This window comes from Hominiventricola aquisgranensis (assembly GCF_040096225.1).
GTDB classification, from domain to species: domain Bacteria; phylum Bacillota; class Clostridia; order Lachnospirales; family Lachnospiraceae; genus Hominiventricola; species Hominiventricola aquisgranensis.
In genome coordinates this window covers 1-26,810 of the sequence record NZ_JBBMFC010000030.1, presented here as the reverse complement: position 1 = coordinate 26,810, position 26,810 = coordinate 1, and the positions used below count along the sequence as shown (strand labels likewise).

27 protein-coding genes and 1 pseudogene are annotated in these 26,810 nt (G+C 42.7%); 6 read left to right on the top strand and 22 right to left on the bottom strand.

The features are described 5' to 3' along the window. Positions 1-180 precede the first annotated feature (180 nt). Positions 181-975, bottom strand: a complete 795-nt coding sequence (locus WMO62_RS13695) for an SDR family oxidoreductase (protein WP_349145015.1) — start codon at positions 973-975, stop codon at positions 181-183. 27 nt (positions 976-1,002) lie between these two features. After that, positions 1,003-2,250, bottom strand: coding sequence for a hypothetical protein (locus tag WMO62_RS13690; RefSeq protein ID WP_349145014.1), 1,248 nt, complete (start codon positions 2,248-2,250; stop codon positions 1,003-1,005). Positions 2,251-2,558: 308 nt separating this feature from the next. On the opposite strand from WMO62_RS13690, the gene WMO62_RS13685 reads away from it, so the two are divergent. Continuing rightward, positions 2,559-3,203 (top strand): pilus assembly FimT family protein, encoded by a 645-nt coding sequence (locus WMO62_RS13685; RefSeq protein ID WP_349145013.1) that lies wholly within the window; start codon positions 2,559-2,561, stop codon positions 3,201-3,203. Between the two features lie 334 nt (positions 3,204-3,537). Here WMO62_RS13685 and WMO62_RS15935 read toward each other — a convergent pair. The 9 genes and pseudogenes from WMO62_RS15935 to WMO62_RS13645 all read right to left on the bottom strand — a co-directional run. Further along, positions 3,538-3,645 (bottom strand): annotated as a pseudogene (locus WMO62_RS15935) (recombinase zinc ribbon domain-containing protein); the annotation flags it as partial. Positions 3,646-3,761: 116 nt separating this feature from the next. Then, complete coding sequence (locus WMO62_RS13680) at positions 3,762-4,130, bottom strand: hypothetical protein (RefSeq protein WP_349145012.1); 369 nt, start codon at positions 4,128-4,130, stop codon at positions 3,762-3,764. Continuing rightward, positions 4,117-4,389, bottom strand: coding sequence for a hypothetical protein (locus WMO62_RS13675; RefSeq protein ID WP_349145011.1), 273 nt, complete (start codon positions 4,387-4,389; stop codon positions 4,117-4,119). The genes WMO62_RS13680 and WMO62_RS13675 overlap by 14 nt, the downstream gene beginning before the upstream one ends. A 160-nt stretch (positions 4,390-4,549) precedes the next feature. Then, on the bottom strand, positions 4,550-5,083 hold the full coding sequence (locus WMO62_RS13670; RefSeq protein WP_349145010.1) for a hypothetical protein: 534 nt from the start codon (positions 5,081-5,083) through the stop codon (positions 4,550-4,552). A 26-nt stretch (positions 5,084-5,109) separates the two neighbouring features. Beyond that, positions 5,110-5,268 (bottom strand): ATP-binding protein, encoded by a 159-nt coding sequence (locus WMO62_RS13665; protein WP_349145009.1) that lies wholly within the window; start codon positions 5,266-5,268, stop codon positions 5,110-5,112. A 336-nt stretch (positions 5,269-5,604) separates the two neighbouring features. Then, positions 5,605-6,147, bottom strand: a complete 543-nt coding sequence (locus tag WMO62_RS13660) for an adenylate/guanylate cyclase domain-containing protein (protein WP_349145008.1) — start codon at positions 6,145-6,147, stop codon at positions 5,605-5,607. Between the two features lie 87 nt (positions 6,148-6,234). After that, on the bottom strand, positions 6,235-6,690 hold the full coding sequence (locus tag WMO62_RS13655) for an ATP-binding protein (RefSeq protein WP_349145007.1): 456 nt from the start codon (positions 6,688-6,690) through the stop codon (positions 6,235-6,237). A gap of 252 nt (positions 6,691-6,942) precedes the next feature. Continuing rightward, a complete protein-coding gene (locus WMO62_RS13650; protein WP_349145005.1) occupies positions 6,943-7,986 on the bottom strand; it encodes a virulence RhuM family protein in 1,044 nt (347 codons plus the stop codon). A 14-nt stretch (positions 7,987-8,000) separates the two neighbouring features. Next, entirely contained in the window at positions 8,001-8,807 is an 807-nt protein-coding gene (locus WMO62_RS13645; RefSeq protein ID WP_435390503.1) for a 5-methylcytosine restriction system specificity protein McrC, read from the bottom strand. A 141-nt stretch (positions 8,808-8,948) separates the two neighbouring features. Between WMO62_RS13645 and tnpA the strand changes: the two genes are divergently transcribed. After that, positions 8,949-9,236: an IS66 family insertion sequence element accessory protein TnpA gene (gene tnpA / locus WMO62_RS13640; protein ID WP_349145003.1), complete on the top strand. Its 288-nt coding sequence runs from the start codon at positions 8,949-8,951 to the stop codon at positions 9,234-9,236. A gap of 200 nt (positions 9,237-9,436) precedes the next feature. Continuing rightward, positions 9,437-9,754 (top strand): helix-turn-helix domain-containing protein, encoded by a 318-nt coding sequence (locus WMO62_RS13635; RefSeq protein ID WP_022432059.1) that lies wholly within the window; start codon positions 9,437-9,439, stop codon positions 9,752-9,754. A gap of 5 nt (positions 9,755-9,759) precedes the next feature. Here the strand turns inward: WMO62_RS13635 and WMO62_RS13630 are convergent, their stop codons facing one another. The 8 genes from WMO62_RS13630 to WMO62_RS13595 all read right to left on the bottom strand — a co-directional run bounded on the left by WMO62_RS13630 (position 9,760) and on the right by WMO62_RS13595 (position 16,486). Continuing rightward, on the bottom strand, positions 9,760-10,389 hold the full coding sequence (locus tag WMO62_RS13630) for a recombinase family protein (protein ID WP_349145002.1): 630 nt from the start codon (positions 10,387-10,389) through the stop codon (positions 9,760-9,762). A 350-nt stretch (positions 10,390-10,739) separates the two neighbouring features. Beyond that, positions 10,740-11,183 carry a hypothetical protein gene (locus WMO62_RS13625; RefSeq protein ID WP_349145001.1) on the bottom strand — a complete coding sequence of 148 codons (444 nt, stop codon included), beginning with the start codon at positions 11,181-11,183 and terminating at the stop codon, positions 10,740-10,742. Then, positions 11,184-11,651 (bottom strand): DUF4760 domain-containing protein, encoded by a 468-nt coding sequence (locus tag WMO62_RS13620; RefSeq protein WP_349145000.1) that lies wholly within the window; start codon positions 11,649-11,651, stop codon positions 11,184-11,186. 57 nt (positions 11,652-11,708) lie between these two features. After that, the gene (locus WMO62_RS13615) at positions 11,709-11,996 is read right to left on the bottom strand and encodes a helix-turn-helix domain-containing protein (RefSeq protein ID WP_022263216.1); all 288 of its coding nucleotides are present in this window, start codon (positions 11,994-11,996) and stop codon (positions 11,709-11,711) included. After that, positions 11,983-12,348 carry a type II toxin-antitoxin system RelE/ParE family toxin gene (locus tag WMO62_RS13610; protein ID WP_349144999.1) on the bottom strand — a complete coding sequence of 122 codons (366 nt, stop codon included), beginning with the start codon at positions 12,346-12,348 and terminating at the stop codon, positions 11,983-11,985. The genes WMO62_RS13615 and WMO62_RS13610 overlap by 14 nt, the downstream gene beginning before the upstream one ends. Positions 12,349-12,534: 186 nt before the next feature. Next, positions 12,535-14,166, bottom strand: a complete 1,632-nt coding sequence (gene rlmD, locus WMO62_RS13605) for a 23S rRNA (uracil(1939)-C(5))-methyltransferase RlmD (protein ID WP_349144998.1) — start codon at positions 14,164-14,166, stop codon at positions 12,535-12,537. A 65-nt stretch (positions 14,167-14,231) separates the two neighbouring features. Continuing rightward, positions 14,232-15,176: an HD domain-containing protein gene (locus WMO62_RS13600; RefSeq protein WP_147602066.1), complete on the bottom strand. Its 945-nt coding sequence runs from the start codon at positions 15,174-15,176 to the stop codon at positions 14,232-14,234. Between the two features lie 20 nt (positions 15,177-15,196). Next, positions 15,197-16,486 (bottom strand): S1C family serine protease, encoded by a 1,290-nt coding sequence (locus WMO62_RS13595; protein WP_349144997.1) that lies wholly within the window; start codon positions 16,484-16,486, stop codon positions 15,197-15,199. 99 nt (positions 16,487-16,585) lie between these two features. Here WMO62_RS13595 and WMO62_RS13590 point away from each other — a divergent pair, with 99 nt between their 5' ends. The 3 genes from WMO62_RS13590 to WMO62_RS13580 are packed head-to-tail and all read left to right on the top strand — an operon-like array spanning position 16,586 to position 21,101. After that, a complete protein-coding gene (locus WMO62_RS13590; protein ID WP_349144995.1) occupies positions 16,586-18,955 on the top strand; it encodes an endonuclease MutS2 in 2,370 nt (789 codons plus the stop codon). 14 nt (positions 18,956-18,969) lie between these two features. Next, positions 18,970-19,665 (top strand): response regulator, encoded by a 696-nt coding sequence (locus tag WMO62_RS13585; RefSeq protein WP_349144993.1) that lies wholly within the window; start codon positions 18,970-18,972, stop codon positions 19,663-19,665. Continuing rightward, positions 19,665-21,101 (top strand): sensor histidine kinase, encoded by a 1,437-nt coding sequence (locus WMO62_RS13580; protein ID WP_349144992.1) that lies wholly within the window; start codon positions 19,665-19,667, stop codon positions 21,099-21,101. The genes WMO62_RS13585 and WMO62_RS13580 overlap by 1 nt, the downstream gene beginning before the upstream one ends. Positions 21,102-21,194: 93 nt before the next feature. On the opposite strand, the gene WMO62_RS13575 is transcribed toward WMO62_RS13580, so the two are convergent. The 3 genes from WMO62_RS13575 to WMO62_RS13565 form a co-directional block, all read right to left on the bottom strand. Further along, the gene (locus WMO62_RS13575) at positions 21,195-23,483 is read right to left on the bottom strand and encodes a hydratase (RefSeq protein WP_349144991.1); all 2,289 of its coding nucleotides are present in this window, start codon (positions 23,481-23,483) and stop codon (positions 21,195-21,197) included. 337 nt (positions 23,484-23,820) lie between these two features. Next, on the bottom strand, positions 23,821-25,845 hold the full coding sequence (locus tag WMO62_RS13570; protein WP_349144990.1) for a sensor histidine kinase: 2,025 nt from the start codon (positions 25,843-25,845) through the stop codon (positions 23,821-23,823). Positions 25,846-25,855: 10 nt separating this feature from the next. Next, positions 25,856-26,545, bottom strand: coding sequence for a response regulator transcription factor (locus tag WMO62_RS13565; RefSeq protein ID WP_117498481.1), 690 nt, complete (start codon positions 26,543-26,545; stop codon positions 25,856-25,858). Positions 26,546-26,810: the final 265 nt, after the last annotated feature.

The window sequence follows — 26,810 nt, the reverse complement described above, 5'->3', positions numbered from 1 at the left end:
ATGTACAAAAAAGAAACGACGGATAAAAAGTATCATGAGAATCCGTATCGTGCTGTAAACTTTGCAAAAGATGCAGACTTGCTTAGAAATAGAAAAGTTAATACAAAGAAACGCCAAAACCGACATTTGCCGGAATTGGCGTTTCTTATATTAGGGACTTATTTTACAGTGCCCCATTTATTATTTATCTACTGTTTTATAGTCATTCAGGCATCGCTTCAATCCATCAGAAACTTCACTGAACTCCACGCCGTATTTTCTCGCCTTCTCACAATTCATCCATAAATTATGCCTTGGGAGTACATCCTGCAGTTGCACATCTTTCCCAAGTAACTGCAAAAACTGTTCTGTGATCTCATACATGGAGTGAGTTGTCTCACTTCCGAAATTGTAAGTGCCTCCCGGCAATGTCATCACATGATCCATGTTTTCAACTACTTCCTTCAGATATGTGACTCCGCGAAACTGTCTGGAACTGAAGGAAACCTGTTGACTGGCATGCAGCACATTCAGAAAATAATTAGGCTTCGGCGAAACATAGTCATACATCCATTCTGCCCGCAGCATAACTGCGGAAGGAATCAGTTCCAGCACACGCTCCTCCATCTCCAGCTTATGCTCTGCATAGATATTTCCCGGTTTTACCACGTCTTCTATGTACGGTCCCTCTTCCTTGCAGGCACTGTACACCTGATCCGAGCTGAAACAGATCAGCTTTCTGTCCTTACATGCAGCAGCCAGATACAACGGGATCTGCACATTTGCAAAATACGAGCTTTGCGGATCTTTCTGACAAGTCCCGATATCAGAGATTGCTGCCGTATGGATAACCACATCTGCTTCACTTTCTTCCACTATTTTCTTGATCATGTCCTGTGTTGCATTCCGAAGGGATGGTGCAGCGATTGCATCCTTGTACGATGCCTTAAGTTTATGTCCAACAAATCCTGTTGTTCCTGTAATCAATATCCTCATTTATATTCCTTTCCCAGAATTACTGTTTTATTTCAGAATCCCCGTATAATTATGCAAAATATCGTCCGGCTGCATGGCATCCGATACCATAGAAATTTCCAGTTTATAGACAACATCTTCATCGCCGACATTTCCATCTACCGGCATGTACCTGTCAAAATATACATTTTTCTTTTTCTCGGTTGTGATAATCAAACTCACATATTCATCCGTTGTCACCAATTTATAATAGACGGTTTCACCCGGAAATGATTCTTTTGCTCTATTTACCATGTCTGCAAAATTATAATATTCTGACTGATCCCCCAACGGCTCCACCTCACCATCGATTGCCGGCTGAAGTTCCTCTAAAACCTTTACCGTTCTCGCTTCATTTTTCTTGTTATCCACGGCCGTCTGCACACTGACGATCAACGTTATTGCAAGAATTATAGCCGCCATGATCAGGATACTGATACCGACAGTGATTACCATAGTCCGTCTCTTCTGCTTTCGTTCCTCAACCGTCAGATGAGTAGCCGCAAACTGACGTGCAAATTCATAAGGGTTATCATTTCCATAAGAAATAAATGCATCCACTGTATCGCAATCTGGATACCTTTGATACACTTTATAATCTGAGCAGAATTTTTCCATTCTGTAATAAAAAGGCGTAAACCATCCCATATAAATACGTCTCCTTATGAAAAAAATAGCAAGTCCCACCACAATAATCCCCAGATAACCTGTTATCATAAATGCATCATAAATACATTCGATGTGAGATGCCTTTTTTTCCGGAAGCACCGTTAACAGACGATATACATTACTCTCCTCATCCCTTGACCAGTATGTATTCAACCTGTCCCCATATGTATAACCCGTCGGATCAATACCGAGATCCGTCAGATTATAGATGATATGTTCCCCTTCATTGGGATCCTTAAGCGACGCACTCATGCCGTCTTCCTGGACAACTGCTGTGACTGTTCTCTTTCCCATCAACCGATAACCGGTCACGCTCTCAAAAGGATCATATCTCCCGACTCCAAAGATCCAGATGCAGGAGAAAATAAAGTACAATACCACAAATCGAATCAGACTGCTCCAGACATTATACTTCAGAGACTTCTCAAGCTTCTCTTTTTCCTGCGCTGGTATACCCGGCACTGTAATATACCATGATGCAATTTTTTCCCGTTTTAATTCCTTTTCCTCTACCTGCCGCATGTGAAATACGGCATTGGCTGCTGTTCCAATGTTCATAAACTGCTCTTCTCTCTTGTTAAAATTCATCTGTATATTCCTTCAAAATTCCGGTTGCCCAGACTGATTCTTTTTTCAACTCTCCCTCATAAGGCTTTGCATTCTCTTTTTACAGTTCTTCCCCTTTTTTCAAATCCTGCCCAAGACTCTCTCTATTGTACCATACTTCTATTTCAAATTTTACTGAAATGTTTGTTGAAATTTCCTGAAGCTGTCTTTCCAGCAAGTAACATAACACCTTATCGTCAGGCACATCTGCCCATTGACACCCTTTAAGGCATCCCTTATACTTATTAAATAGAGAAATACTATTTTTATTTCATAGGGGACATTACAAAATGAAACATTCTAAAAGTAAAAAAAGTGGTTTTACTTTAGTAGAACTGATTGTTGTATTAACAATTTTAGCAATTCTTGCCGCACTACTAATTCCGGCATTAACAGGCTATATCGAAAAAGCGAAAAAAGATAAAGTCATCGCAGAAACTCGAATGCTGCACGAAGCAGTACAAACTGTAACCTCTGAATTATATGCAGGTTCAACGCAATGGAAAGCCTCTAGTGGAGCGATAACACTTGCCAGTTCTTCTGGAAATCATGTCCTAGCCAGTAATGGGCTTGCTGGTGTTAACCTGAAAGATTCCTACAATGAAACGGTAAAATTATCAGAAGTACCAAGTTTGCAAGACGGATCCGGTCATTTCTTTGCTATCATCAATGGAAACGGAAAAGTCCATAGCATCATTTATACTGCCAGAGGATACTTGGGATTGTATAGTTCCGATACCAAACAATATGAAGCATATAAAATCGGTGAAACAACAAATTATGGCACAGTAAGTGATTCCTCATATTCTATTTTCTATAGTTCGATTTATTATCTTCCTGCAATTGATGAAGGTAACATAACCGATCCAAATGTTTCCCGTGCATGGTCTTGCGCCGGCATTCGCGCTTGTCTTGGAATCGGTGAACTTCAATAAAAGAAGAAGCTCTGCATCTTTTAATAAAGCAACGCTCACACGTGGTTTTTAAAGATGGAGAGCTTTTATTTTCTAATTAGAAATGGTCAAAATCCTCCTGTGTTGCAAGCTCTGCATACTTACAATCATCATTTCTGCTCTCTGCATACATGTCATTGATTAGGCTAATCGACAGCAGTTCTAAGTCTGCCATCGAAAGGCCTAACTGTATACATCGAAAACGTGTTAAACTGATCCAGCCACTCCTCCGGTGTATCCTGAATGGAGGCATCCACATGTTTTGCCATGATAAAAGCAATGTTCTCAAACATCTCAAGCGAGAACAAATTTTCTTATCTTTCCGCCCTGCTTTTGCAATGTTTCCATACATGCCCTTTCCACAACAGGGACATTTCAATATTCCAGACAAAATATGTGCATGCTCCGGATCATGAATCTTCTCTCTTCTTTAATTATTTTTAGAGCGTTTCTCTTGTCTAATCTCACAATAAAAAGAAAAGGATGACCATTGCTAAACCCCAGCCATCCTTCTCATACATTATTTCTTTTAGTTCATATTTACTTTAAGCCCTTTGTTAATGAAATTAACATAAGCAGTGCAACAATTCCAACAGGTCCAATGACTACGCCCAAAACCATCTTTCCGAATACCATAGAAAAGCACATTCCAACGCCAAGGAGAAGGGCTCCAAAAATTGCAAGTACCACAGTTCCGACCGTTTTTCCACTTAACTTAATCGGTTCCTTGCCTTCCATTCTTCTCCATACCAGCAATGTGATCAAAAGAATTACAAGACCTACAACACCTGCCATAATTCCCTGCCTGAACATTCCCCATTCCTCTATCAATGCCATGCACATTCCCAGTGCAAAAAATACCATACCGATAGTTCCTAAAATCATTGCAACAAAATTACTTTTCTTCATTGTCATTTTCCTCCACTTTCTCTAAAAAATTGTCTACAAATGCATTTTCTACTTTTTTGTAAGCTCCGACGACACCCTCCTCGATTCTTTGGTACGCTCCGGTAACTTTTTCTGCGGTCTTGCCGGTTTTCAATGTATATCCGGAAGGACTGTTTTCATCCTTTTCCAAAAAGGTATCTGTAAATTTTTCTTCCACCTTTTTATATCCGTCTATCACCTTTTGTCCGACTTTTCCGGGCTTTAATTGATATTCCGCCATATTGACACCTCCTGTTTGTTGTTCTTTGCGCTTCATATCTTACAGGAGATATTCTATCTTACATTTGTTTCACGAATGCTTGAGTTTTGTTTGAAAATTATTAATTATGAATTTTATTTTTAAAAATTTATACTTTTCTGTCCGTTATATAATGCTGCTCTCATAATAATGAATGTCCTTTCTCACATATTTTATAGATTTCATCATGCTTCTCTTCAATGTATGGCTGAACCTTCTGTGCTTTCTTTCTCTTTGTTTTCTGATATACGAAATATGGCAGAATCCAGCCAAGAAAGCCCGGTATCGCCATCAATACGCACAGCCATATAATTGGGGGCTCTGCTGTTACAGCAAATACAGAGCCAGCCATAAATCCTGTTCCTATGACTCCGGTCGCAATAGAAAGTGCTGTTGCTGCGTTTGTCTTTGAAGCCTCCAAACTGTCTATTTCGTCCATGCTTGCCTCAAAATTGCGCTGCAGGCGTGTCAGTTCGACCTTATTCACAATCTTCCGGTTTCTTTTCATCTTAATCTGTATCTTTTCACCTGTTCTCTGGGGTGGAAACTTATCATCCACTGTCCATCCAAAATTCTCATAGCAGTCCAGATAAAAGGAAGCCTTATCTTCAGGAACCTGTATCTCTTTGTATTCAAACGATGTAAATTCTCTTCCGTTCCATTCATTCTCAACCATTTGTTATTACCTCTGCTTTCTTCTATTTAAATCGTTTCCTTCTCGGTCCTGTCCTGCTGCATATCCATCACATTCTCTGCAATCGGCATAAATACTGTGAAAGTTGTACCTTTCTGAGGCTTGCTCTCGACAGTGATATGCCCATCTGTTAATTCGAGCACTCTTTTTACCAGTGCCAGTCCCAACCCATTTCCATACGTTCATTATATTTGAAAGCGGGGGGAAGGACAAATCTGCAAAAAAGGGACAAAAAAATAAGCATACCACTATTTCTAATGATACGCTTATCGTATTTAACTGTTAATCAAGGTCTATGAATACCCTTACAGTGGTATCTCTTCACTGATTTTTCCTTACATACTGTCCGTTAGCCTTTCGATAGGCTGCTGCCTGCTCGAAACTAAGCGGCAATTCAAAGGAAAGAGAACTCCTACCTATTTGCGATAGCAGTCTGGATTGGCTTTAAGAACTGCTACAAAATCAGCTTACGCTCCCATTTTTTAACTGTATCAAATCAACATCTATTTACAATTCTCATTATACCAATCATTCATATTGGTATTTATAATATCTCCTTCATACCTAGTCACCCATCCATCGGAATAGCTTGAAAATAAACTTTGATGATGCTCATTTAAACTATTATAAACAACGTCTGAAATCACAATTACTTTTCTATAATCTCTACCTGCCTTATTGCATAAATGGCACGCTGAATTTACAACATCCCCCATCCAAATAACATCGTTAATTCCGCTACCTGAATATCCAGCTTTAACCATCAATGCTCTGCCATAATCGATACCTATCCCAACTGAAATTTGCGAATATTTCTTCTTCCTTAATTTATAATTGAGTATTTTAATCATACTATTTAGTCTAGCTGCCACCGCAATAACATTGTCAACATCAGATTTATAAGGGGTATCAAAAACTCCCCATACACAATCTCCATTAATATTTATTTCTTTACAATCAGTTTCTGCATTCATAATAGCAACACACTCTGATAAAAATGCTCTATACATTTTTGCCAATGTTGGTCTTTTATGCTCGTCTGTCATATCTGCATATTCCGCAAGAACTGCGCATCCGTTCCAGAGGAACGGAGCGCCATTCCGCTTCAAACTGAGCAAAGCTCAGCAGGTTTATTAGTTACCGTTGTTTACTCTACGATCCCTGCCAGGAAATTCAAGACGATATGCCTTGGATGTCATTCGGCTTAAGCAGGCATCTGCATAGGTGGAATCTCCAAAAAGTTGATACCATCCGGATACTGGAATCTGTGAGATAATAATAGTTGCCTTGCGGCAGTCTCTGGACTCGATGATTTCAAACAGGTCGCGGCATTTTTCGATATCCAGATCCATTAAGCCGAAATCATCTATCACCATGAGATCATAAGCGGCCATTTCATTCGAATACTCGAAGTAATTACCTTCCTGCCTGGCATGGTCTGATTCCTTTAAAAGAGTGTTCGCACGTATATATTTAACAGTACGATTCTGATGCATTGCTGTGATACATAAGGCGCAGGCAATGTGCGTTTTCCCAGCACCGGCCCCTCCGGTCATCAGTAGGTTATTCACAGCTTCAAGCAGATGCAATCCGTGACAAGATTGACATTCACATCAAGGTCTTGACCATTGAAGTCTATGGAAACAAATCGGTATAAGGCCTTTTCTACCTATATAATGCAAGGTAAGTTTACACTGCTGCCACCTGCCACTGTCTCGACCGTTGAGACAGTGAAGAACTCTCAACTTCTACACAATCCATCCGCTCTGACCTCTGATTGGCCATACACTAGCAGGGAGTTGAGTTGCCGGATTTCACCGTCTCGACCTGAAATATTGTCCCTATTTCTTTGCGCTTTCTTCCAACTCCAGCATATACCTATCAAAGTCGGACATGAATAATCTGTCCTGGATTACGCGGTATTTTTCAAATTCTGTCTCAGCATGAAGCTTTGCAATTTCCGCTGTCACCTTGCCTGCATCCTGTAAAATACCGTAATCAAACATTTCAATGAAGCTATTGAGCCTTTTTTCCCAATCCTGCATCGTAAGCGGAATGTGCCGTAATGTCATGTTTTCCGCAAAATCCAGGTATGCCGTAACCATACGATTCAGCTGCTTCATTTCATCCTGACTCAGATAATTCTTCGCAATCGTGACATCGCTTTTCTTAATCTTTCCATCAGGAGCATCTGCCCAGGTAGTTAATCCCATATGTTCCTTTGTGTGGTCGGCTCTTTCCACGATCAGCTCAGCTGCTGTATGTCCATGAACTGCGTAATGCATTTTATTCTGAACAGTCGCATAGAATCTTCTCGTCGTTGCAGAATTCTTATCATAATCAATGGCTGTAGCATACAGATCGGTGATCTTCTGATAGAACTTTCTTTCGCTCGCACGGATCTCACGAATACGCTCTAACTGTTCATCGAAATACTTCTCTGTCAGATACGTTCCTCGTTTCAGCCGTTCATCATCCATCACCCAGCCTTTGATGGTGTAGTCTTTAGCGATCTGGTTTACCCATTTACGGAACTGTACCGCTCGCTCAGAATTGACCTTAAAGCCTACGGCAATGATCATTTGAAGGTTATAGTGCTTGGTATCGCGTGTGACCTGACGAGAACCTTCGGTTTGAACTATCCGGAAATTCCGGATAGTTGAATCTTCCTCAAGCTCTGAATCAGAATAAATCTTCTTGATATGCTCATTGATTGTACGAACATCCACATCATACAAGGTGGCCATCATCTTCTGTGTCAGCCATATATTTTCATCCTCATAGCGCATCTCAATGCTGTCTTGCTGATCACCCACAGAGGCAACATAGGTTAAGTATTCCGCTGCGCTTGAGCGGATGGTTATCTCATCTTTTTTCTTTGCCAAATGAAGCGCCTCCTTTATATCTCAAAATGCGTTTTCGCTATTGTGTTTAGCTGCTCAGCTATTTCTGAAAATGGCAAATTCAAATCCAATGTCCGAACGGAGATCTGATTTCCACTCATTTGATAAACATTATTCGGATATATTTCTTCATCTGTCTTTGCATACAGTAACATTCCTGCGACCTTATGATCCTTGTCTCTCATCTCATACTCTTTGTTCTTCACATAGGTAAAGATCTGATAAAGATTACCTGAATGAAGTGTATGTTTGTCAAACTGTACCTGAGTACTGTGCTCATAATATTTTGCATCGATGATAAGAACTCTATCACCTCGCTGGAGCATAATGTCGCTCTGCATCACAGGCAACATGGAGCTTTCTTCATCGTCCAGTTGCCATGGAATCTGTGATGCATTTGCAGTTATCAGGTTTCTGAATTCTTTCCTGTAATATTCCAGGATAAACTTCTCATATAATCGACACATTCGCTGTTCATCCAAAAAGTCCATCAACTTTTTGCTTCCATCTGATTGTGTTTGCAGCAGGCCCTTTACTACCAGGTAGCATATCGAAATTAACATACGATAAGTCTGATTGTTCCGATTGTACTGAACATTCCAATTTACGGTGTGCAAATCAATGAAATCCACTTCACCAAAATATACCATTAGTTTTCTTAGATTCTTCTTGCGCTGTTTCGATATATTTGAACACAGGAGTAGTTCAACTGTAGATTTTATAATCCGGTTCATTGTGCTGTTAACAGAGAACTCATCATATATGCAGATCAACTGTTTTCGCATCATTAACTGTGTCTTGATGGACGTACATCCTCAATAATCAGTACCTGTTCATCTTACCACATTTCTGAGATAATTGCTCCATCAACATATCTAAACATGATTTCGTGCAATTCGCTCGATTTGTACGAATCGTGCCACTCTATCCAGGAGGATTATCTTATGAATGTAAAACAAAAACTTCATCAAGCCCGTCTTCAAGAATGGGCTGGTCGCTTTGCGGAACAAAAATCCAGCGGGCTGACTGTCCGGCAATGGTGTGAGGTTAACCATTTTTCCTTTCACACCTACAACTACTGGAAGCATCTTCTCAAAGAAGAAGTTGTCGATCAGGTACTTCCTTATATTGTTCCAATTCCTGTCTCTGCAGTCCCTGAGTACCTGTCTTCACTCGAAGCAACAGAAGTTAGCTCAATTCGCTCTAATTGCGCGATTCGAGCGAATGGCTGAATGTGTTTATTGCATATGGCTGAAATGATTGTTCTCCTAACATATCCATCCCACCTTTCCTTATAATCCAATCTAATATGTATATCGGTACTTTTGCTTCGTTATTTAGCCTGTACCTATATAGATTATAGCACTGGATTATTACTCTGTAACTATAATTTCTTTATAATTTTTACAACGCTTTAAGGAGGAATGGTGCAATGGATAATTTGGATTTTGCCCTTATCGGAAAACGAATTAAAGAAGTCCGTACAGACCGACAACTGACACAGGAATATCTTGCTAAAGTAACCGATGTTAATGTCAGCCACATCAGCAATATCGAGACGAACAAAGTCAAGGTATCTTTGACACTTCTGGTTTCTATCTGCAATGCTATGAATGTTACCGTTGATTATATTCTCGGCAATGAATACAAAGCTCCTACTACTGCTTTTGAAACAGAACTGCTCAACACTGTTGATAAACTTGACTCTTCAAAGAAAGAGCAGCTTCTAAGAATTGCAAAAGTCTTATAAACTGCCTATTCCTTTATTCTTTTGACATATCTGTAATATGTACTCTTACTCATGCCAAGCTGTTTCATCAGTTCAAACGGACGGATTTCTCCTGACACCACTTTCTGATAATGCTCTGAAAATTCATCAATCGGCATCACTGCTGGTCTGCCGTAATCATCCCATTCACCACGAGCCTTTTTAGAATCTATACCTTCACGCTGTCGTTTCTCTTTCTTCTCAATCTCTGCCTGAGCCATAGCTGCATATAGTTCTATAAGCATATTATTGATGGTTTCCATCAGCATACGAGCCATAGCATTATCCAACTTTGATAAATCCATAAGTGTAGTTGGAAGTTCCAGTATCTTTACACGGATGCCATTATCCCTGTAATACTGCAACTCCTTTAAAGTCTCCTGCTTATTTCTGCCAAGCCTGTCTACCTCGGTAATAATTAACTCATCACCTGCTCTTAATACATCCTCTTTCAATACCTGATATCTTGGACGATTAAAATTCTTTCCTGTCTGCTGGTCAGTAAATATCTTTTCCAGTTCCAGATTGTTCTGCTCACAATAGGTTGTAATCTCCTTGATGCCTCTGTCTAAATGCTGTTCTCTTGTACTTGTTCTGTGATAACCATATCTCTTCATGATATTAGCTCCTTCCTTAGTCCTGAAATGTGTACTTTTTGAAACCACTAAAAAAGGACTGATAAACAGTCCCGAAATGTATGGACATCCCTTTACGGAACGTCCCTATATTTATGTATGCTTTTGGGCACCACATTAATGCAAAATAAGAATAAAAAAATCAGTGGTTTGTAATCATCTTACAAATCACTGAATAATTTTTTCTTAAATATTGTCTATAGCCTACATATTTTCAACTGATTATACTTATCAATATTCAATTTCTTTTATTTATGGCTGAATGTGTTTCTATTAAATTTATTTCTCGTAATATATATATAATATGTATAAAATTGAATATCAACTATTTACTATCCCTCGTTAACAGTTTGTTCCATTTCCTGTTGTGTTTTATACATATCATTAATCCAACCTTTTACTTGATTCTGAGCTAAATTTAAAATCACTATCAATAAAATTGTAAAAATAAATGAAGCAATGACACCAGATAATATTGATAAGCCAAAGTTCTTTACAGATGTTATTCTATCATGTTTCTTAATTTCTTTGCTTAATGCCATTTCAATTTCTTCCTCTGACAACTTCAAATTTCCCTGAAGTGTTGTTTCACTCAACAATGTACTTTCAAATCCTTCAAGTATTTCTTTCGTTGGCTCTTTATTTTCTTTCTTTTTATAGTTCTCAATTACCTCATAGTAGTCTTTATAAAATTTATGGAGTAATATTTTACTTTGCAATTCCGATACATTTTTATTCTTGCAAAAATCCATTATCTGACTGTATGGTGTTTGCATTTATTTTTTCCTCCTGCTATCCATACTTTTAAATCTCTCTTTTCTTAAATTCCATTCCTCCATTAATTGTTCATAATTAGCATATAGTCCAGCATCATTTTTACTTTTTCTCATTTCAAAAAGACTTATCCGATTATCTTCATAAAAATTCCGCATATAAGAACCAAAATACCTAATAACAACTTCTTCACTTAACACTTCTGTATACACACCTACCGCTAAACGTTCAAATAAATTTAGAATAGCCAAAAGCTTATCTTCTCGATTTGGAGCTATATTATTTGTATATTTATTTAGCAGATTCATTTCCTTTGTACAATACTCATATGTATATCTCCTTACATCTTGTTCTCTTGTCCTTCTTTTTTCTCTTCTATAAAAACTAAAAACAAGCATAAAAAAATATAAACCAATAATTAAAACAAATAGCATACTAACTAATTGCATTGAAACATCCGTCAAATACATATTAAATTATCCTTTCATTTTTTATATTCAAAACATTATCAATCTATTTTCATATAATCACGCTTTCTGTTTAGGCACAAACTCAATCTTAAGAGCCATTCCCATACCATCTGCTAATCTTTTAAGTAAATTAACAGAAGGATTCCTCGTTCCATTCTCAAGCTTGCTGATATCTGCCTGATTGATGCCTGTTCGTTCAGCTAATTCCTTCTGGGTCATATTCTGAGAAGTACGAGCATCCACTATAGCTCTTATGACATCCATCTCTGGCTGAATAGCTTCATATTCTTTTCTGAACTCATCATCTTTTAACTGCTTAGAAAGCATATCATCAAATGTTCTCATCCTTCATCACCCTTTCTATGAAATCTTTTCTTCTATCCTTTGCAATCTGAATCTCCTCTTTAGGAGTTTTCTTTGTTTTTTTAACAAATCCATTCGTCAGTATTATTTTTCCCTCATAATAGAAAAAATATAAGACTCTGGTAATATCACTTCCAAATTTACAACGCAATTCAAATATTCCGTCATCCAGATGTTTACTGTAAGGTTCTCTAAGCATATTTCCCTTCTCTTGTAATATACCCAGCAATCCAAATATTTTAGCTCGCATCTTAGGATTAACAGAATCAAGAAACTGCTCTACTGGAACTTCGCCATTTTCTTTTTCATATGCTATCAGTTTAAATTCTGTCATATAATCTCCTTTGTAAATATTATATGGCATATATACCATATTGTCAATTATCCATTTAAAGTAACCATACCGAGCTATTTTTCTAAAAACATGTAGTAGAGCACTTTTCCAAACGAAAAACGTCTTATTTTCATGCTTTGTTTGAATATGTAGTGATGTTACCGTGACATAATACCATCAATTTTACTAAATCAATTTAAAATACCTCAACGCATCCTTAATATACTCCACCTTCTCCTGCGGACACTGCTTCACCTCTGGATTCTCTTTCTTGGACTTATTATAATTCTCGCCCATGTCCAGACCACACATCCGCTTTACCTGTGCAATATAAGAAGTATGCACATTCACACCATACTTGTCCTTCACATATTCCTTAATCTTTGAATAAATAGCCTTTTCTTGTGGGGTATAATTACTCTCTTCATCAGGCTCCATTGTTATCTCAATCTTAGGTGCATCTTTTTTGAGGGATAATTTGACAACCGTTTCAACATGCACCGTACCCGGGAACATATCACATGCCTTCACTTTCTTGACTTCGTATCCCCGTTCACCCAGCCATTTTACATCTCTTGCCAGGGTTGCAGAATCACAGCTTACATACACAATACGTTCAGGTTTCATCTTTACCATGGTCTCCAGTGCAGCAGTGTCACAGCCTTTACGGGGTGGATCAACGACGATCACATCTGCGTAGATACCTTCTTTTTCGTATTTTTCCGGAAGGACTTCTTCTGCTTTTCCAACAAAGAATTCTGCGTTTTTTATGCCATTCAATTTTGCATTCTGGCGGGCATCATCGATAGCCTGCGGTACGATCTCCACACCATAGACCTTGCCTGCCTTCTGCGCCAGGAAAAGGGAAATAGTTCCGATTCCACAGTAGAGATCCCACACGGTCTCATTACCTTTCAGATCTGCATATCCCAGCGCCGTCTCATAAAGCTTCTTTGTCTGCACCGGATTTACCTGATAAAAAGAAAGCGGCGAGATCTGATATTTAATATTTCCAATGTAATCTGTAATATAATCCTGTCCCCACACAGAGATCATCTCTGTTCCCATGATCACATTGGTATTTTTTGTATTTACGTTAATCGTAATGCTGGTCATGCCCGGCACTTCCCGCAGGGAATCCACCAGTTCGGTAAGCTTCGGCATGGTCCTTCCATTCAGGATCAGACAGACCATCACCTCACCTGTGGTAAATCCTTTTCGGATCAGCACATGACGCAGCAGACCTTTTCCACTGACCTCATCATAGGTAGAGATATGATATGTTTTCAAATGATCCAAGATTTTCTCCAGAATCACTTTATTCTCTTCCACACCCAGCCAGCATTCCGTACAGGGGATGATGTTGTGAGAACGGGCAGCATAAAATCCAGTCACCGGATTGCCCTCTTTATCCGTTCCAAAGGGAAACTGTGCTTTGTTGCGGTATCTCCACGGATCATCCATTCCTATGATCTCCGGCTTTGCAAGATCGGTGATGCCTCCGATCCGGATCAGATGATTCCATACCTTTTTCGCTTTAAAATCAAGCTGTGCTTCATAGGTCATGGCCTGAAGCTGACATCCTCCGCACTGGCGGGCAAATGCACATCTTGATTCCGTCCGCTCTGGTGACGGATCCAGTACCTGCATCAGTCTGGCATAACCATAACTCTTCTTCATCTTCATGACCTTCGCCTGTACCCGGTCTCCCGGTACCGCATCCTTCACAAAAATCGCCATGCCATCAACCTTGCCGATGCCCTCTCCATCAACGCCAAGATCCTCTATTGTCAACTCAATCAAATCGTCTTTTTTCATCCTCTAACATCCTCATACTAAATCTTCCACAGGCCATAGTATTAACCTGTGGAAGATCCTGCACTCTATTTACTTGTTTTACGAATATTTGATTCAAACAGTCGGTTATATCCCAGCCATCCCTGATTCTCTCCAGCTCCGGCAAGAATCTCGATCATGGTCTCCATATGCGCATCCGTATTATCTGCAAAATTCAGTGCCACTGCTTCCAGCAGTGCCGGTTTCTTCGGCGATCCGTATTCCAGTTCCCCATGATGAGCCAGAATACAATGCTTCAGCTCATTTTCCAGTTTCACAGGAAAGTTCGGAATCTTTCCTGCCTGGTCACCGACGATCTGTGCACCGATCATAATATGTCCCAACAGCTGTCCGGCATCCGTATAATCATTTTCCGGAAATGGTGACAGCTCATATACTTTTCCGATATCATGGAAGATTGCCGCTGTGATCAGCAGATCTGCATTGATCATCGGATAATTATGAATATAATAATCGCACAGTTTTGTTACACTCAAAGTATGCTCCAGCAGTCCGCCTACAAATCCATGATGAACGGTCTTTGCCGCACTGCTGAACTTGAATGCTTTTGCAAATTCCTGATCATCAACAAATACATTTTTCAGAAGCTTTGACAGATACGGATTGCTGACCCGGTTGATAAATCCCAGCAGTTCCTTATACATCCCTTCAATGTCTTTGCTGCTGACAGGAAGGTAATCTTTGGGATCATACTCTCCTTCTCTGGCCTTTCTCGCCCGCTTCACATTCAGCTGTGGCTGTCCCTGGAACATGGTCACATCGGCTACAATATCCACATAGTCCAGACTGTCGAAATCATCGATCCCGCCAGAATTCGGATCCCAGATCTTACCGTCTACAGTTCCTGTTTTATCTTGAAAGATCAGATTCTCATACGGCTTTCCTGCTTTTGTCAAAGCACTCTGCCTGGTCTTACACAGATAGATGCCTGAGATTCGATCACCTTCACGTAAGTTTTCAATATATTTCATCATTACACTCCCTCATTCTACTACTGTAACACCTTTAATGTTACGGATGCCTGCAGATCCTGATAGCCGCTGGCATCTGCACGTTTATAACGCACATCCACAGTCTGTCCACTGGAACACTTCAGCAATGTGGCCACGATATCCTTCAGATTTACAATTGCCTGACCATTGATTTCCGTGATAATATCACCTGGCTGAATACCTGCTGTGATCGCCGGAGAATCCAGTGACACTTCTGATACATAGACTCCAATCGGAATATTTTCCTGCTCTGAAATAGATGTCGTAACATCTGCGCCCACAATTCCCATATAGACAATATCCTGATTATTGGACAGATGCTCGATCAGATCCTTCACGTCAGAGATCCCGTAAGCCTGAATCGTATTGTCCTGTCCTTCAACCTCTGTCTTTTCCTGCAACAGTCCAATAATCTTACCACTCCAGTCCGCCACTACGCCGCTTCCATTACTGGATTTCAGAATATCCGTAGTCAGGATATTATAGGAGCTATCATAGAGTTCTGCAGTCTGCGTTACAGATGTCAGGTTTCCAAACAGCAAAGAGCCATTGCTTCCAGTGGGATTGCCCACAACGATCACCGGCTGTCCGCTGCGCAGGGATTTGGATGAGCCCAGTTCTGCATAAGAGATCACCTCTCTGGTGCTGCTGTCTACATCACTCAAGTTCACACTGACCACTGCCAGTCCTGTATTACCGTCATATTTTTTCAGAGTACCGGCTGCTTCTGTATGATCATAAAAACGGACCTTCAGATCTCCGTCCTTTACTTTCTCATGCTCTGTCAGGATCAGAAGCTCCATTCCATTGTCACCAATGATCAATCCCGCCGCAGATTTATGACTGGTCAGCGCCTCATCAAACCAATCAGTATCCGTTTTGACCGCAGAAATATCAACCAGGCTTTTTGACACCTGATTTCCAATCTGCATCAGCTGCTGATACATCTTTTCATAATCCTTCAGTTCCATGCTGACAGTCTCTGTAATATAGACCGGGGATTCATCTTCATCCTTATCGTCTGTCTCTGAATCAACCGTCTCCTCTGGAATCTGAATTTCCTGAATCTCGTTTTTCTCCATCCGGTTATTGATCCGCGGCAATGCCAGCGCCCAGATCAGAAGCGCTGTTCCTCCAAACAAAGCCCCGCCAAGAATACACCGGAGAGCTTTTTTTACCAACGGATTGGCATAGACAGGTTTTTCTTTGATCTTCTCCTGCATAAATGAAAATCCGCTGTTTTTCTCCTTATCTTCTTCCATAGGTCCCTCCGTCTGCTTGTTCCCCATTATACTATTTTTCCTTTTCCCTGTCCATAAGTTCCGCTTTTCATTCCGCTGTAAATGGGGTAAAATGAATAAGACAGTAAAAGGAGATACAACAGATTTATGAACCAAAAAGCATTAAAAACACTGGAATTTGATAAAATTATTCATATATTGACTGCTCATGCAGCTTCCGAAGGCGCCAAGGAGATGTGCCGGAAACTGGTTCCCTATGATAACATCAATGATGTGGAACGGGCACAGCGTGAGACGGCAGATGCGCTTCGCCGTGTGTACCGCAAAGGAAGTGTTTCCTTTGGAGGGATACGTGACATTCGTGGCTCTCTGAAACGTCTGGAGATCGGAGGCATTCTTGGAATGGGAGAATTACTCCAGATCATGTCACTGTTGGAAACTGCAGGAAAGATCCGACAATATGGACAGCGGGAGGCTGATGATACCAGCCGTGATTCTCTGGATGAATCCTTTGAATTTCTGGATCCGATTCCGACCCTGGCTTCTGAGATCCGCCGCTGTATCCTGGCTGACGATGAGATGGCTGATGATGCCAGCTCTGCACTTTTGCAGATTCGCAGATCCATGCGCCAGATGAATGACAAAGTGCATAATACCCTGAACTCCATGGTAAACGGATCTGCCCGTTCTTATCTGCAGGATCCGGTGGTCACCATGCGAGATGGCAGATATTGTCTGCCGGTAAAGGCGGAACACAGAAGTCAGGTTCCCGGTATGATCCATGACCAGAGTTCTACCGGTTCTACTTTATTTATCGAACCTATGGCGGTTATTAAGTTAAATAATGATTTCAAAGAACTTCTGATGAAGGAACAGCAGGAGATTGAAAAGATCCTGTCTGTGCTCAGTGAAAAAGCAGCCGCTGTTACCGAGATCCTGGCAGAAGATTATCGGATCCTGACAGCACTGGATTTTATTTTTGCCCGCGCCATGATGGCAAAGGATATGAAAGCCACCCGGCCGATCTTCAATACGGATCGCCAGATCCACATTAAAGATGGCCGTCATCCACTGCTGGACCCGAAAAAGGCAGTTCCTATTACCGTGCGTCTGGGAGATGATTTTGATCTGCTGATCATCACCGGTCCCAATACAGGTGGTAAGACGGTCTCATTAAAGACGGTCGGACTTTTCACACTGATGGGACAGGCTGGTCTCCATATTCCGGCATTTGAAGGCTCCAGACTTGCGGTGTTCGACCAGGTATATGCAGATATCGGTGATGAGCAGAGTATTGAGCAGAGCTTAAGTACTTTCTCCTCCCATATGACTACCATTGTCTCTATATTAAAGGAAGTAACTTTGAACTCCCTGGTTCTCTTTGACGAGCTTGGTGCCGGTACTGATCCGACCGAGGGCGCAGCTCTTGCCACCTCCATTCTGGATCACCTGCACAGACAAGGTATCCGTGCTATGGCTACCACTCACTACAGCGAGCTGAAGGTCTATGCTCTCTCCACCGAAGGTGTAGAAAATGCCTGCTGTGAATTTGATGTAGAATCTTTACGTCCTACTTACCGGCTTCTGATCGGAATTCCCGGAAAGAGTAATGCCTTTGCTATTTCCTCCCGTCTGGGACTGGAAGATTTTCTCATCGAGGATGCGAAAAAGAGAATCAATGCTCAGGATGTAAGCTTTGAGGATATGATGGCAGAGCTGCAGGACAGCCGGGTGAAACTGTTAAATGAGCAGGAAGAGATCACCCGCTACAAATCTGAGATCCGAACTCTTCGGGATGCTCTGCAGAAGAAGCAGGATCGGATCGATGAGCGCAAGGAAAAGATTCTGAGCGATGCTGCTGCACAGGCGAATGCGATTTTACAGGAGGCAAAAGATTATGCCGACGAGACTATGAAGAATTTCCACAAGTTTGGAAAAGCTTCAATCTCTGTCAAGGATATGGAGGCAGAACGTGCCCGTCTGAGAGAGAAGATCAAGGAAAATGACTCCCGCACCGCCAAGGCTGCTCCAAAACCGAAGAAAAAGCTGAAAGCAGCAGCCCTTCATATTGGTGACCGGGTCCGTGTCCTGAGCCTGAACCTGGAAGGTACGGTCAGCACACTTCCGAATCCAAAGGGTGACCTGTTCGTACAGATGGGAATTCTCCGTTCACAGGTCAACATCAACGATCTGGAATATATCGGAGAAGCAGAAAATCTGCAGAAAGGCATGACAACCGGAGGCGGAAAGCTTCGGATGTCCAAGTCAGCAGCGGTCAGCACCGAGATCAATCTGATCGGCATGACCGTAGATGAGGCGATCGCCCATCTGGATAAATATCTGGATGATGCGTATCTGGCTCATGTTCCAAACGTGCGGATTGTCCACGGAAAAGGTACCGGTGCACTTCGCACTGCCGTTCATCAGTATCTGAAGCGATGTAAACACGTAAAAACCTTTCGTCTGGGAACCTTCGGTGAAGGAGATGCCGGCGTAACCATTGCAGAATTCAAATAAAAGGAGATGCTCTCATGCCAGCAAAACAAAAAATTCTCATTGTAGATGATGATACCAATATAGCAGAACTGATCTCCCTGTATCTGACTAAAGAATTTTATCAGGTACAGATCGTGGAGGACGGTGAGCAGGCACTTCAGGTCTTTGACACCTTTCAGCCAAATCTGGTCCTGCTGGATCTGATGCTTCCAGGCATGGATGGCTATCAGGTGTGCCGGGAACTGAGAAGCCGTTCCAACACACCGATCATTATGCTTTCTGCCAAAGGCGAAGTATTTGACAAAGTACTTGGTCTGGAACTGGGCGCAGATGATTATATGATCAAGCCCTTCGACTCCAAAGAACTGGTTGCCAGAGTCAAAGCGGTTCTCCGCCGGTTCCAGCCTTCCAGGACCGATGAGGCTCCAACTACCAAGATCGTACAGTACCCGGATCTGATCATCAATCAGTCCAACTATTCCGTTATTTATCAGGGAAATTCCATTGATATGCCGCCCAAGGAACTGGAACTCCTCTATTTCCTCGCCTCTTCACCCAATCAGGTATTTACCAGAGAACAGCTTCTGGATCATATCTGGGGTTATGAATACATCGGTGATACCAGAACCGTCGATGTGCATATCAAGCGTTTAAGAGAAAAAATCAAAGACCACCCGGCATGGCGTCTTGCCACAGTCTGGGGCATCGGTTATAAATTCGAGGTGAAATAATGCACCTGTCGTTAAATGTAAAATTCATATTGGCCTATATTGCATTTGCCATTTTAAGCTTTGTGGGAATCTCTACGCTGACTTCCAGGCTGATGCTGGACAATGCCACCCGTACACGTGCTTCTTCCTTTTATCAGGAAGGTGTCTACCTGTCCAACCAATATGTGGAGACTTATTTTGACGAGGAGACTACCAAGGGAACCATATCCCGTATTCAGACACAGCTCTCTTCCCTGAGCGTTTATCTGAATGCACATATCTGGCTGGTGAGTCGCGAGGGCGAGATCATGATCGACTCCACCCCCAGTTCTTCCTATACTCATCAGGTGATTCCGGGATTCACATCCGTGCTTCCCAGCGGCACTTACTATACTACGGATAATTTCTTCGGTATGTTTAAAGAAAATACCTTAAGCGTGCTCATTCCTGTCACCCACAATTATCATGTGCGTGGCTACATCGTGATCTATACACCCATGTCTTCTGTGATCCACCAGAAAGAGGGATATCTAATGGCTGTATATATCACCATGATCTATCTCATGGTACTGGGTCTGTTATTTGCCATTGCCAACTGGCTTATCGTCTACCGGCCTCTCCGGAAGCTCAAAAAAGCCAGTGCCGAATATGCCGCAGGTAATTTTGACTATCCCATCGTCACAGATCGGACAGATGAACTGGGATCCCTTGCACGGACCATGAATTTTATGGCCAGTTCATTAAAAGATTCCGATGAAGACCAGCGAAAGATGATCTCAAATATTTCCCATGATTTCCGCTCGCCGCTTACTTCCATCAAAGGCTATATTGAAGCCATGCTGGATGGAACGATCCCACCGGAGATGCAGGAGAAATATCTGAACATTGTTCTTCGAGAAACCGAACGACTGACCGGACTGACCAGCGGCCTTCTGACTCTGAACTCCATGGATGGCAAGCAGAACCGGCTGACAAGATCAAATTTTGATATCAATGCTGTGATCAAAAATACAGCTGCGTCCTTTGAAGGCACCTGCACAGCCAAACATATTACCATTGATCTTCTGTTTTCCGACTGGCACTCCTATGTAAATGCCGATATGGGAAAGATCCAGCAGGTGCTCTATAACCTGATCGACAACGCGATCAAATTCAGTCACCCGGATTCCAAGATTACCATTGAGACCACGTCCAAATATGAGAAAGTGTTTGTCTCTGTCCGTGATACAGGTATCGGAATCCCCAAAGACAGTCTGAAAAAAATATGGGAACGTTTCTACAAGACAGATCTGTCCAGAGGAAAAGATAAGAAAGGAACCGGACTTGGCCTTTCGATTGTGAAAGAGATCATTCAGCTTCACGGAGAAAATATCAATGTAGTCAGCACCGAAGGGGTTGGAACAGAATTTATCTTCTCCCTTAGCAAAGTGGAAGAACAGTCAAATGCGCGTCAGTAGAATCATTTGCATTACTTAAAAATCCTCTCTGGCAACTGCGATACACTCACAGTACCAGGGAGGATTTATCGTTACTCTTCTTTTTTCTGCCTCTTATACCCGGTTATAATTGATCAGGCAGCCTTTCAGGATGATCTGGCGTTCTTCCTCTGTCATCTCACCTAACTTCAGCGTAAATTCTTTTAAGCCTCCGTCTTTTACTACATAGGCTTTGATCTTAGATGCCGCATGCTTTACCAAATCTGCGATTCCCGGTACAAACAGATAATCACCATTGGTAAACGGCAACTCACCTTCATCAATCAGGAATGGAAGCATACCCCAGTTGATCAGATTGGAGCGATAACGCTTGGTCGCATAGCTATTGGCAATATTTGCCCAGCCTCCCAGCACTTTCTGGCAGGAAGCGGCCTGCTCTCTGGCAGAACCATCACCTGGCTTCACCGCAAAGATTGTGCTTCCTACTCCCAGATTTCCTTTTCCAGCTTCTGGATATACTGTATGGATCGCATCCATGACCGGTTTCAATTCTTCCACAGCTTCCAGTGGGCAGGTTCCTGCCTCAATCGCCTTCTGTGCTTTCTGGATCTCTTTTGCTCTTCCTACATAAGCCGGATCTTTACGGGACAGGGTGAATTCTGCCAGTCCCAGTGGATTGGAACGATAGGAAGAGGTCTCTCCAGACGGGATCAGCTCATCTGTGGTGGTTACCGGATCATGGATCTCAGATACCACTTTTAGAACCAGATTCTCCGGCAGAGCGCTCATGGCCGGCCAGTCCTTGATATTCGGGCCAAAATGGATCTCCACACTCGGATCTGCCACACCATGGCTGTCAAATACGCGATTCTCGTAGATCTTGCTGTCGAAGAAGTATTTCGGATTACGGAATTCCACATCCAGATCCGTTGCTGCCGTCAGATAACCTTTATTGGCTGCGGTTGCTGCGATGGATCTGGCATCCATCAGTGCCACTGATGCGATCTGTCCATTCTGAAGCTTGGAACCTTCCCGGTTCGGGAAGTTTCTGGTAGAATGGCGGATACTGAATCCATTATTGGACGGAGTATCCCCGGCGCCAAAGCAAGGACCACAGAATGCTGTCTTTAAGACTGCTCCTGTCTCCATGAGCATAGCCGCAGAACCATTTTTGATCAGTTCCATGTAGACCGGCATAGATGCAGGATAAACACTTAAGGTAAATTCATCGGATCCGATGCTTCTGCCCTTCAGAATATCAGCAGCTGCGCAGATATTTTCAAATCCGCCGCCTGCACAGCCTGCAATGATTCCCTGATCCACATATAATTTTCCATTATGAACTTTATCCTTCAGAGAAAATGCCACCTTATCTCCAAGGCTCACATGGGCACGTTTCTCACAATCATCCAGAATGTCCATAAGATTTCCATTCAGTTCTTCAATGGTATACGCATTGCTTGGATGGAACGGCATGGCGATCATCGGCTTAATTTTTGCCAGATCCACAAGGATCATGCCATCATAATATGCCACTGCGCCCGGATTCAGCTCTGCATAATCCTCGCTTCTTCCATGGATCTCGTAGAACTCCTGGATCTTCTCATCTGTCTTCCAGATAGAGGACAGACAAGTAGTCTCTGTAGTCATAACATCGATACCAATACGGAAGTCTGCACTTAAGTTCTTTACGCCGTCTCCGATAAATTCCATGACCTTATTATTCACATAGCCGTTGGCAAATACCGCTTTGATAATGGCAAGTGCCACATCCTGCGGGCCAACACCCTTCATGGGTGCTCCGGTCAGGTAGACACCTACTACGCCCGGCATAGGAATATCATAAGTCTGGTTCAGAAGCTGTTTTACCAGCTCCGGTCCTCCCTCTCCCATAGCCATGGTTCCAAGAGCTCCATAACGGGTGTGGCTGTCAGAGCCAAGGATCATCTTACCACCGCCTGAGAGCATCTCTCTGGCAAACTGATGGATCACTGCCTGATGAGGCGGCACATAGACTCCACCATATTTTTTTGCACAGGTCAGTCCAAACATGTGGTCATCTTCATTGATGGTTCCACCCACTGCACACAGACTGTTATGACAGTTGGTCAGTACATAAGGCATCGGGAATCTGGTCAGTCCTGAAGCACGGGCTGTCTGAATGATTCCTACAAATGTAATATCATGAGAAGTCAGCTTGTCAAAGCGGATCTTCAATTTTTCCATGTTGTCAGATGTATTATGGGATCTCAGAATCCCATATGCTATGGTCTGTTTTTTTGCTTCTTCTCTAGAAGGAACAGCTCCCATCTTCCCTGCCAGGATTTTTGCCGCATCTGCTGTATCCGGAATGATCTCAGTTCCGTTTAATACATATGCGCCTCCATCATATAATTGTACCATCGGGCACCTCCATAATTTTTACTGTATAATGCCTACGGATTGCTTCGTGCTACGCACTCTCACAATCCTACCTACTCTTCGGATATCGTGTGGCATTCGCCCCACTTTTATCCTCAGATTAGGGCGGGTCATCAAGCCATAAAATCACTCCTGTGCGAGCACATCGTGCTTTTTGGCTTATGACCCTGGCATTAATCAATTGCATTATTGTATACAATTTCTATTCCGTATTCATTTTAACATGTTATACACGGATGTCAACAAAAAACCGGCAGTCTCACGGACAGGTTTCCAAATAGAATTCTATTCCGCAAAACATACCGGTTTTCAAATATTTTTAAGCTTCTGTCTCTGTCACACACGGAAACGTGATCGTTACCTTGAACAGATCTCCATCCAGATAGATTTCAAACTTTCCACCCTGCAATTCAGTCAGATCTTTTGCAATCGACAATCCCAGTCCGCTGCCTTCTGTGGTACGGGACTCATCACCGCGGGTAAACCGCTCTGTCAGCTCCTCCGCTGAGATATTCAGCGGCTGTTCTGAAATATTTTTCATGGAGACTGCCACACTGCTGCCATCCGTTACTACATTAAGATAGACACGGGTATTCGGCATCGCATACTTTTCCACATTGCGGTACAGATTCTCGATGATTCTCCACAGCCGTCTGCCGTCTGCCATGATAAACAGTGGATGAGGCGGGCAGTTGGTCATAAGATGCAGTCCTCTGGCCGCAAATTTTTCTTCAAATTCTCCGCTGGTCTGCATCAGGAATTCTCTTAAGTCAAGCTTCTCCATATTCAGCGCCACATTGCCGGAGCTTGCCCGGGAAGCTTCCACCAGGTCATTGGTAAGCTGTTTGAGACGCTGAGATTTCTGATCCAACACTTCCAAATATTCGTGTACCTTCGGATTATCGATCTGCTCACGCTTCATGAGATCCACATAATTGATGATGGAGGTCAGCGGAGTCTTCAGATCATGAGAAACGTTGGTGATCAGATCTGCTTTCATCTGCTCGCTCTTTACCTGCTCCTGAAGTGCATTTTTAAGTCCCTCACCCAGATCATTGATCGCCTCCGCCATCTGCCGATTGCCTCTGGTCAGATGCTCGGTATCGATAGTAGTCTCACCATTGCCGTCTGCAATGGCTCTGACTCCATCCAGCAGCTTCTGTCTCTGCAGACTCTCCCACAGAAGAGCTGCCAGTACAGCAGCCTTTCCGACAATGATCAGGATTTCTATAGATCTGCTGTCTCCGAAGATCTTATGCAAAACCACCTGGATCAGCTCATATGCCAGGAAAAATACAATGATCCGTATCGCCATAGGTGCGCTTTCCATCATGACGTCTGCAAGGCTCATCACGGACATGATGATCCGAACAATGACAAGAATCAAAAGGAACAACAGTGCTGCGCCTGCAAAAATCATTGGTTTTACCAGTGGCTGCAGCGTCATCTGTGCTTCTGTATAGTTCACTGCTCCTGCTGACAGACTGTCTGTCACCGGAAATGTAGTGTCAATTGCCACATAGAACTGATATTCTCCACTCAGATGTGCTTCATCCTGATCCAACAGAGAATTCACATTCATATTGGTAAACATACCGCCAACATTAGCCTCTCTGATTTCTCCGGTGCGGCTGTCATAGATATAGTAGGTCTCACAGGACGTAAAGAAGTCTGCCAGCTGATCCTGCGGCGCATCTACTCCGCGAAGAGTTCCTGCATTGGTGTAGATCTGTCCGTCTCCCATATCATACAGGGCATAACGTACATTGGTGGACTCCATGGCCCAGTTCTTCTGGTCCTGCTGATAAGCAGTCACATCCTGCTGCAGCTTTTCCAGGGAATCCTCGATCTGTTTTACCAGCACATTGTATTCCTCATCGTACTGATTTGCATATTCCTGAATACTTCCAAAGAACAACGGCTTATAAGCCTCGTTCAACACTTTATTGGAGACGATGGCACCTTTCAGGCTCCACTGGTAAAGGTCTCCCAGCCGGTAGCACAGGCCATTGCCTTTTTCGCTCTCCGGCATGTCGTCATAGATAGTTCCATCTTCCACATAATCCTGAATACGGATGATGCGGTCCGGATCGTATGCTCCGTCCTTCTCAAGACGGCTGCTTCTGGCTGCTGCCTCCAGTACGCCCTGCATACTCTGGGCTGCTGTCTGCTGATATTCTCTGGACTGAAGATAGGTTTTTCCCTCCAGTACATCCTCCATGGTCTCCATAGTATAACCGGCATTCTTCACGGTAAAATAACCGGATGCCAGTATCCATCCTGCGATCACGGCAACTGCCACTGCGATCATCAGAACAATTGATCCCAAACGTTTCTTTTTCATCATAGTCCTCCTACTCCCGGTCAATCTTATATCCCACTCCCCAGACCACTTTCAGATATCTGGGCTCCTTCGGATTGATCTCGATTTTTTCCCGGATATGACGAATATGTACGGCTACGGTGTTATCTCCGCCCAGCGCTTCCTCGTTCCAGATCCGTTCATAGATCTGAGTGATGGAAAATACTTTTCCCGGATTCTGCACCAGAAGAAGCAGGATTCTGTACTCGATAGGAGTCAGCTTCACCGGTTCTCCATCCACAGTGACTTCCTTGCGCTCATCATCCATCACAAGACCACCGATCCGAAATACCGCAGGCTTGTTCTCTGCGATGGCACCCAGCTGAGTGTAACGGCGAAGCAATGACTTGACTCTGGCTGTCAGCTCCAGCGGATTGAACGGCTTGGTAATATAATCATCCGCTCCAATATTCAATCCCAGAATCTTATCCACATCCTCGGATTTGGCCGACAGGAAGATGATCGGTACACTGCTGGTCTCCCGGATCTTCATGGTAGTCCGGATTCCATCCATACCTGGCATCATCACATCCATCAGCACAAGCTGTATCTCATTTTCCTGAAGCTTTTTCAGCGCATCCAGTCCGTCATAAGCTTTGACTACTGTATAGCCTTCCTGGCTTAAATAGATCTCAATGGCATCTACAATGGCGCGGTCATCATCACAAACCAGAATATTCATATCCGTCTCTCCTTTTATCGAATACAGTTATATCATTTCTTTTTTAAGATGAAAGAAACATTTTTATTAAGATTTTATTAAAGAACTGGTTGTCTAAACCAGTTCTTCAGGATTCAGGCACTGCAGGGGCGGCAATACAAATCTGCCGTCTTTGCGTACCAGCACATCATCAAAATAGATCTCTCCCCCGCCATACTCCGGTCTCTGGATCCACACCAGATCCCAGTGGATGGAGGAAACATTTCCATTTGGAGCTTCATCGTAA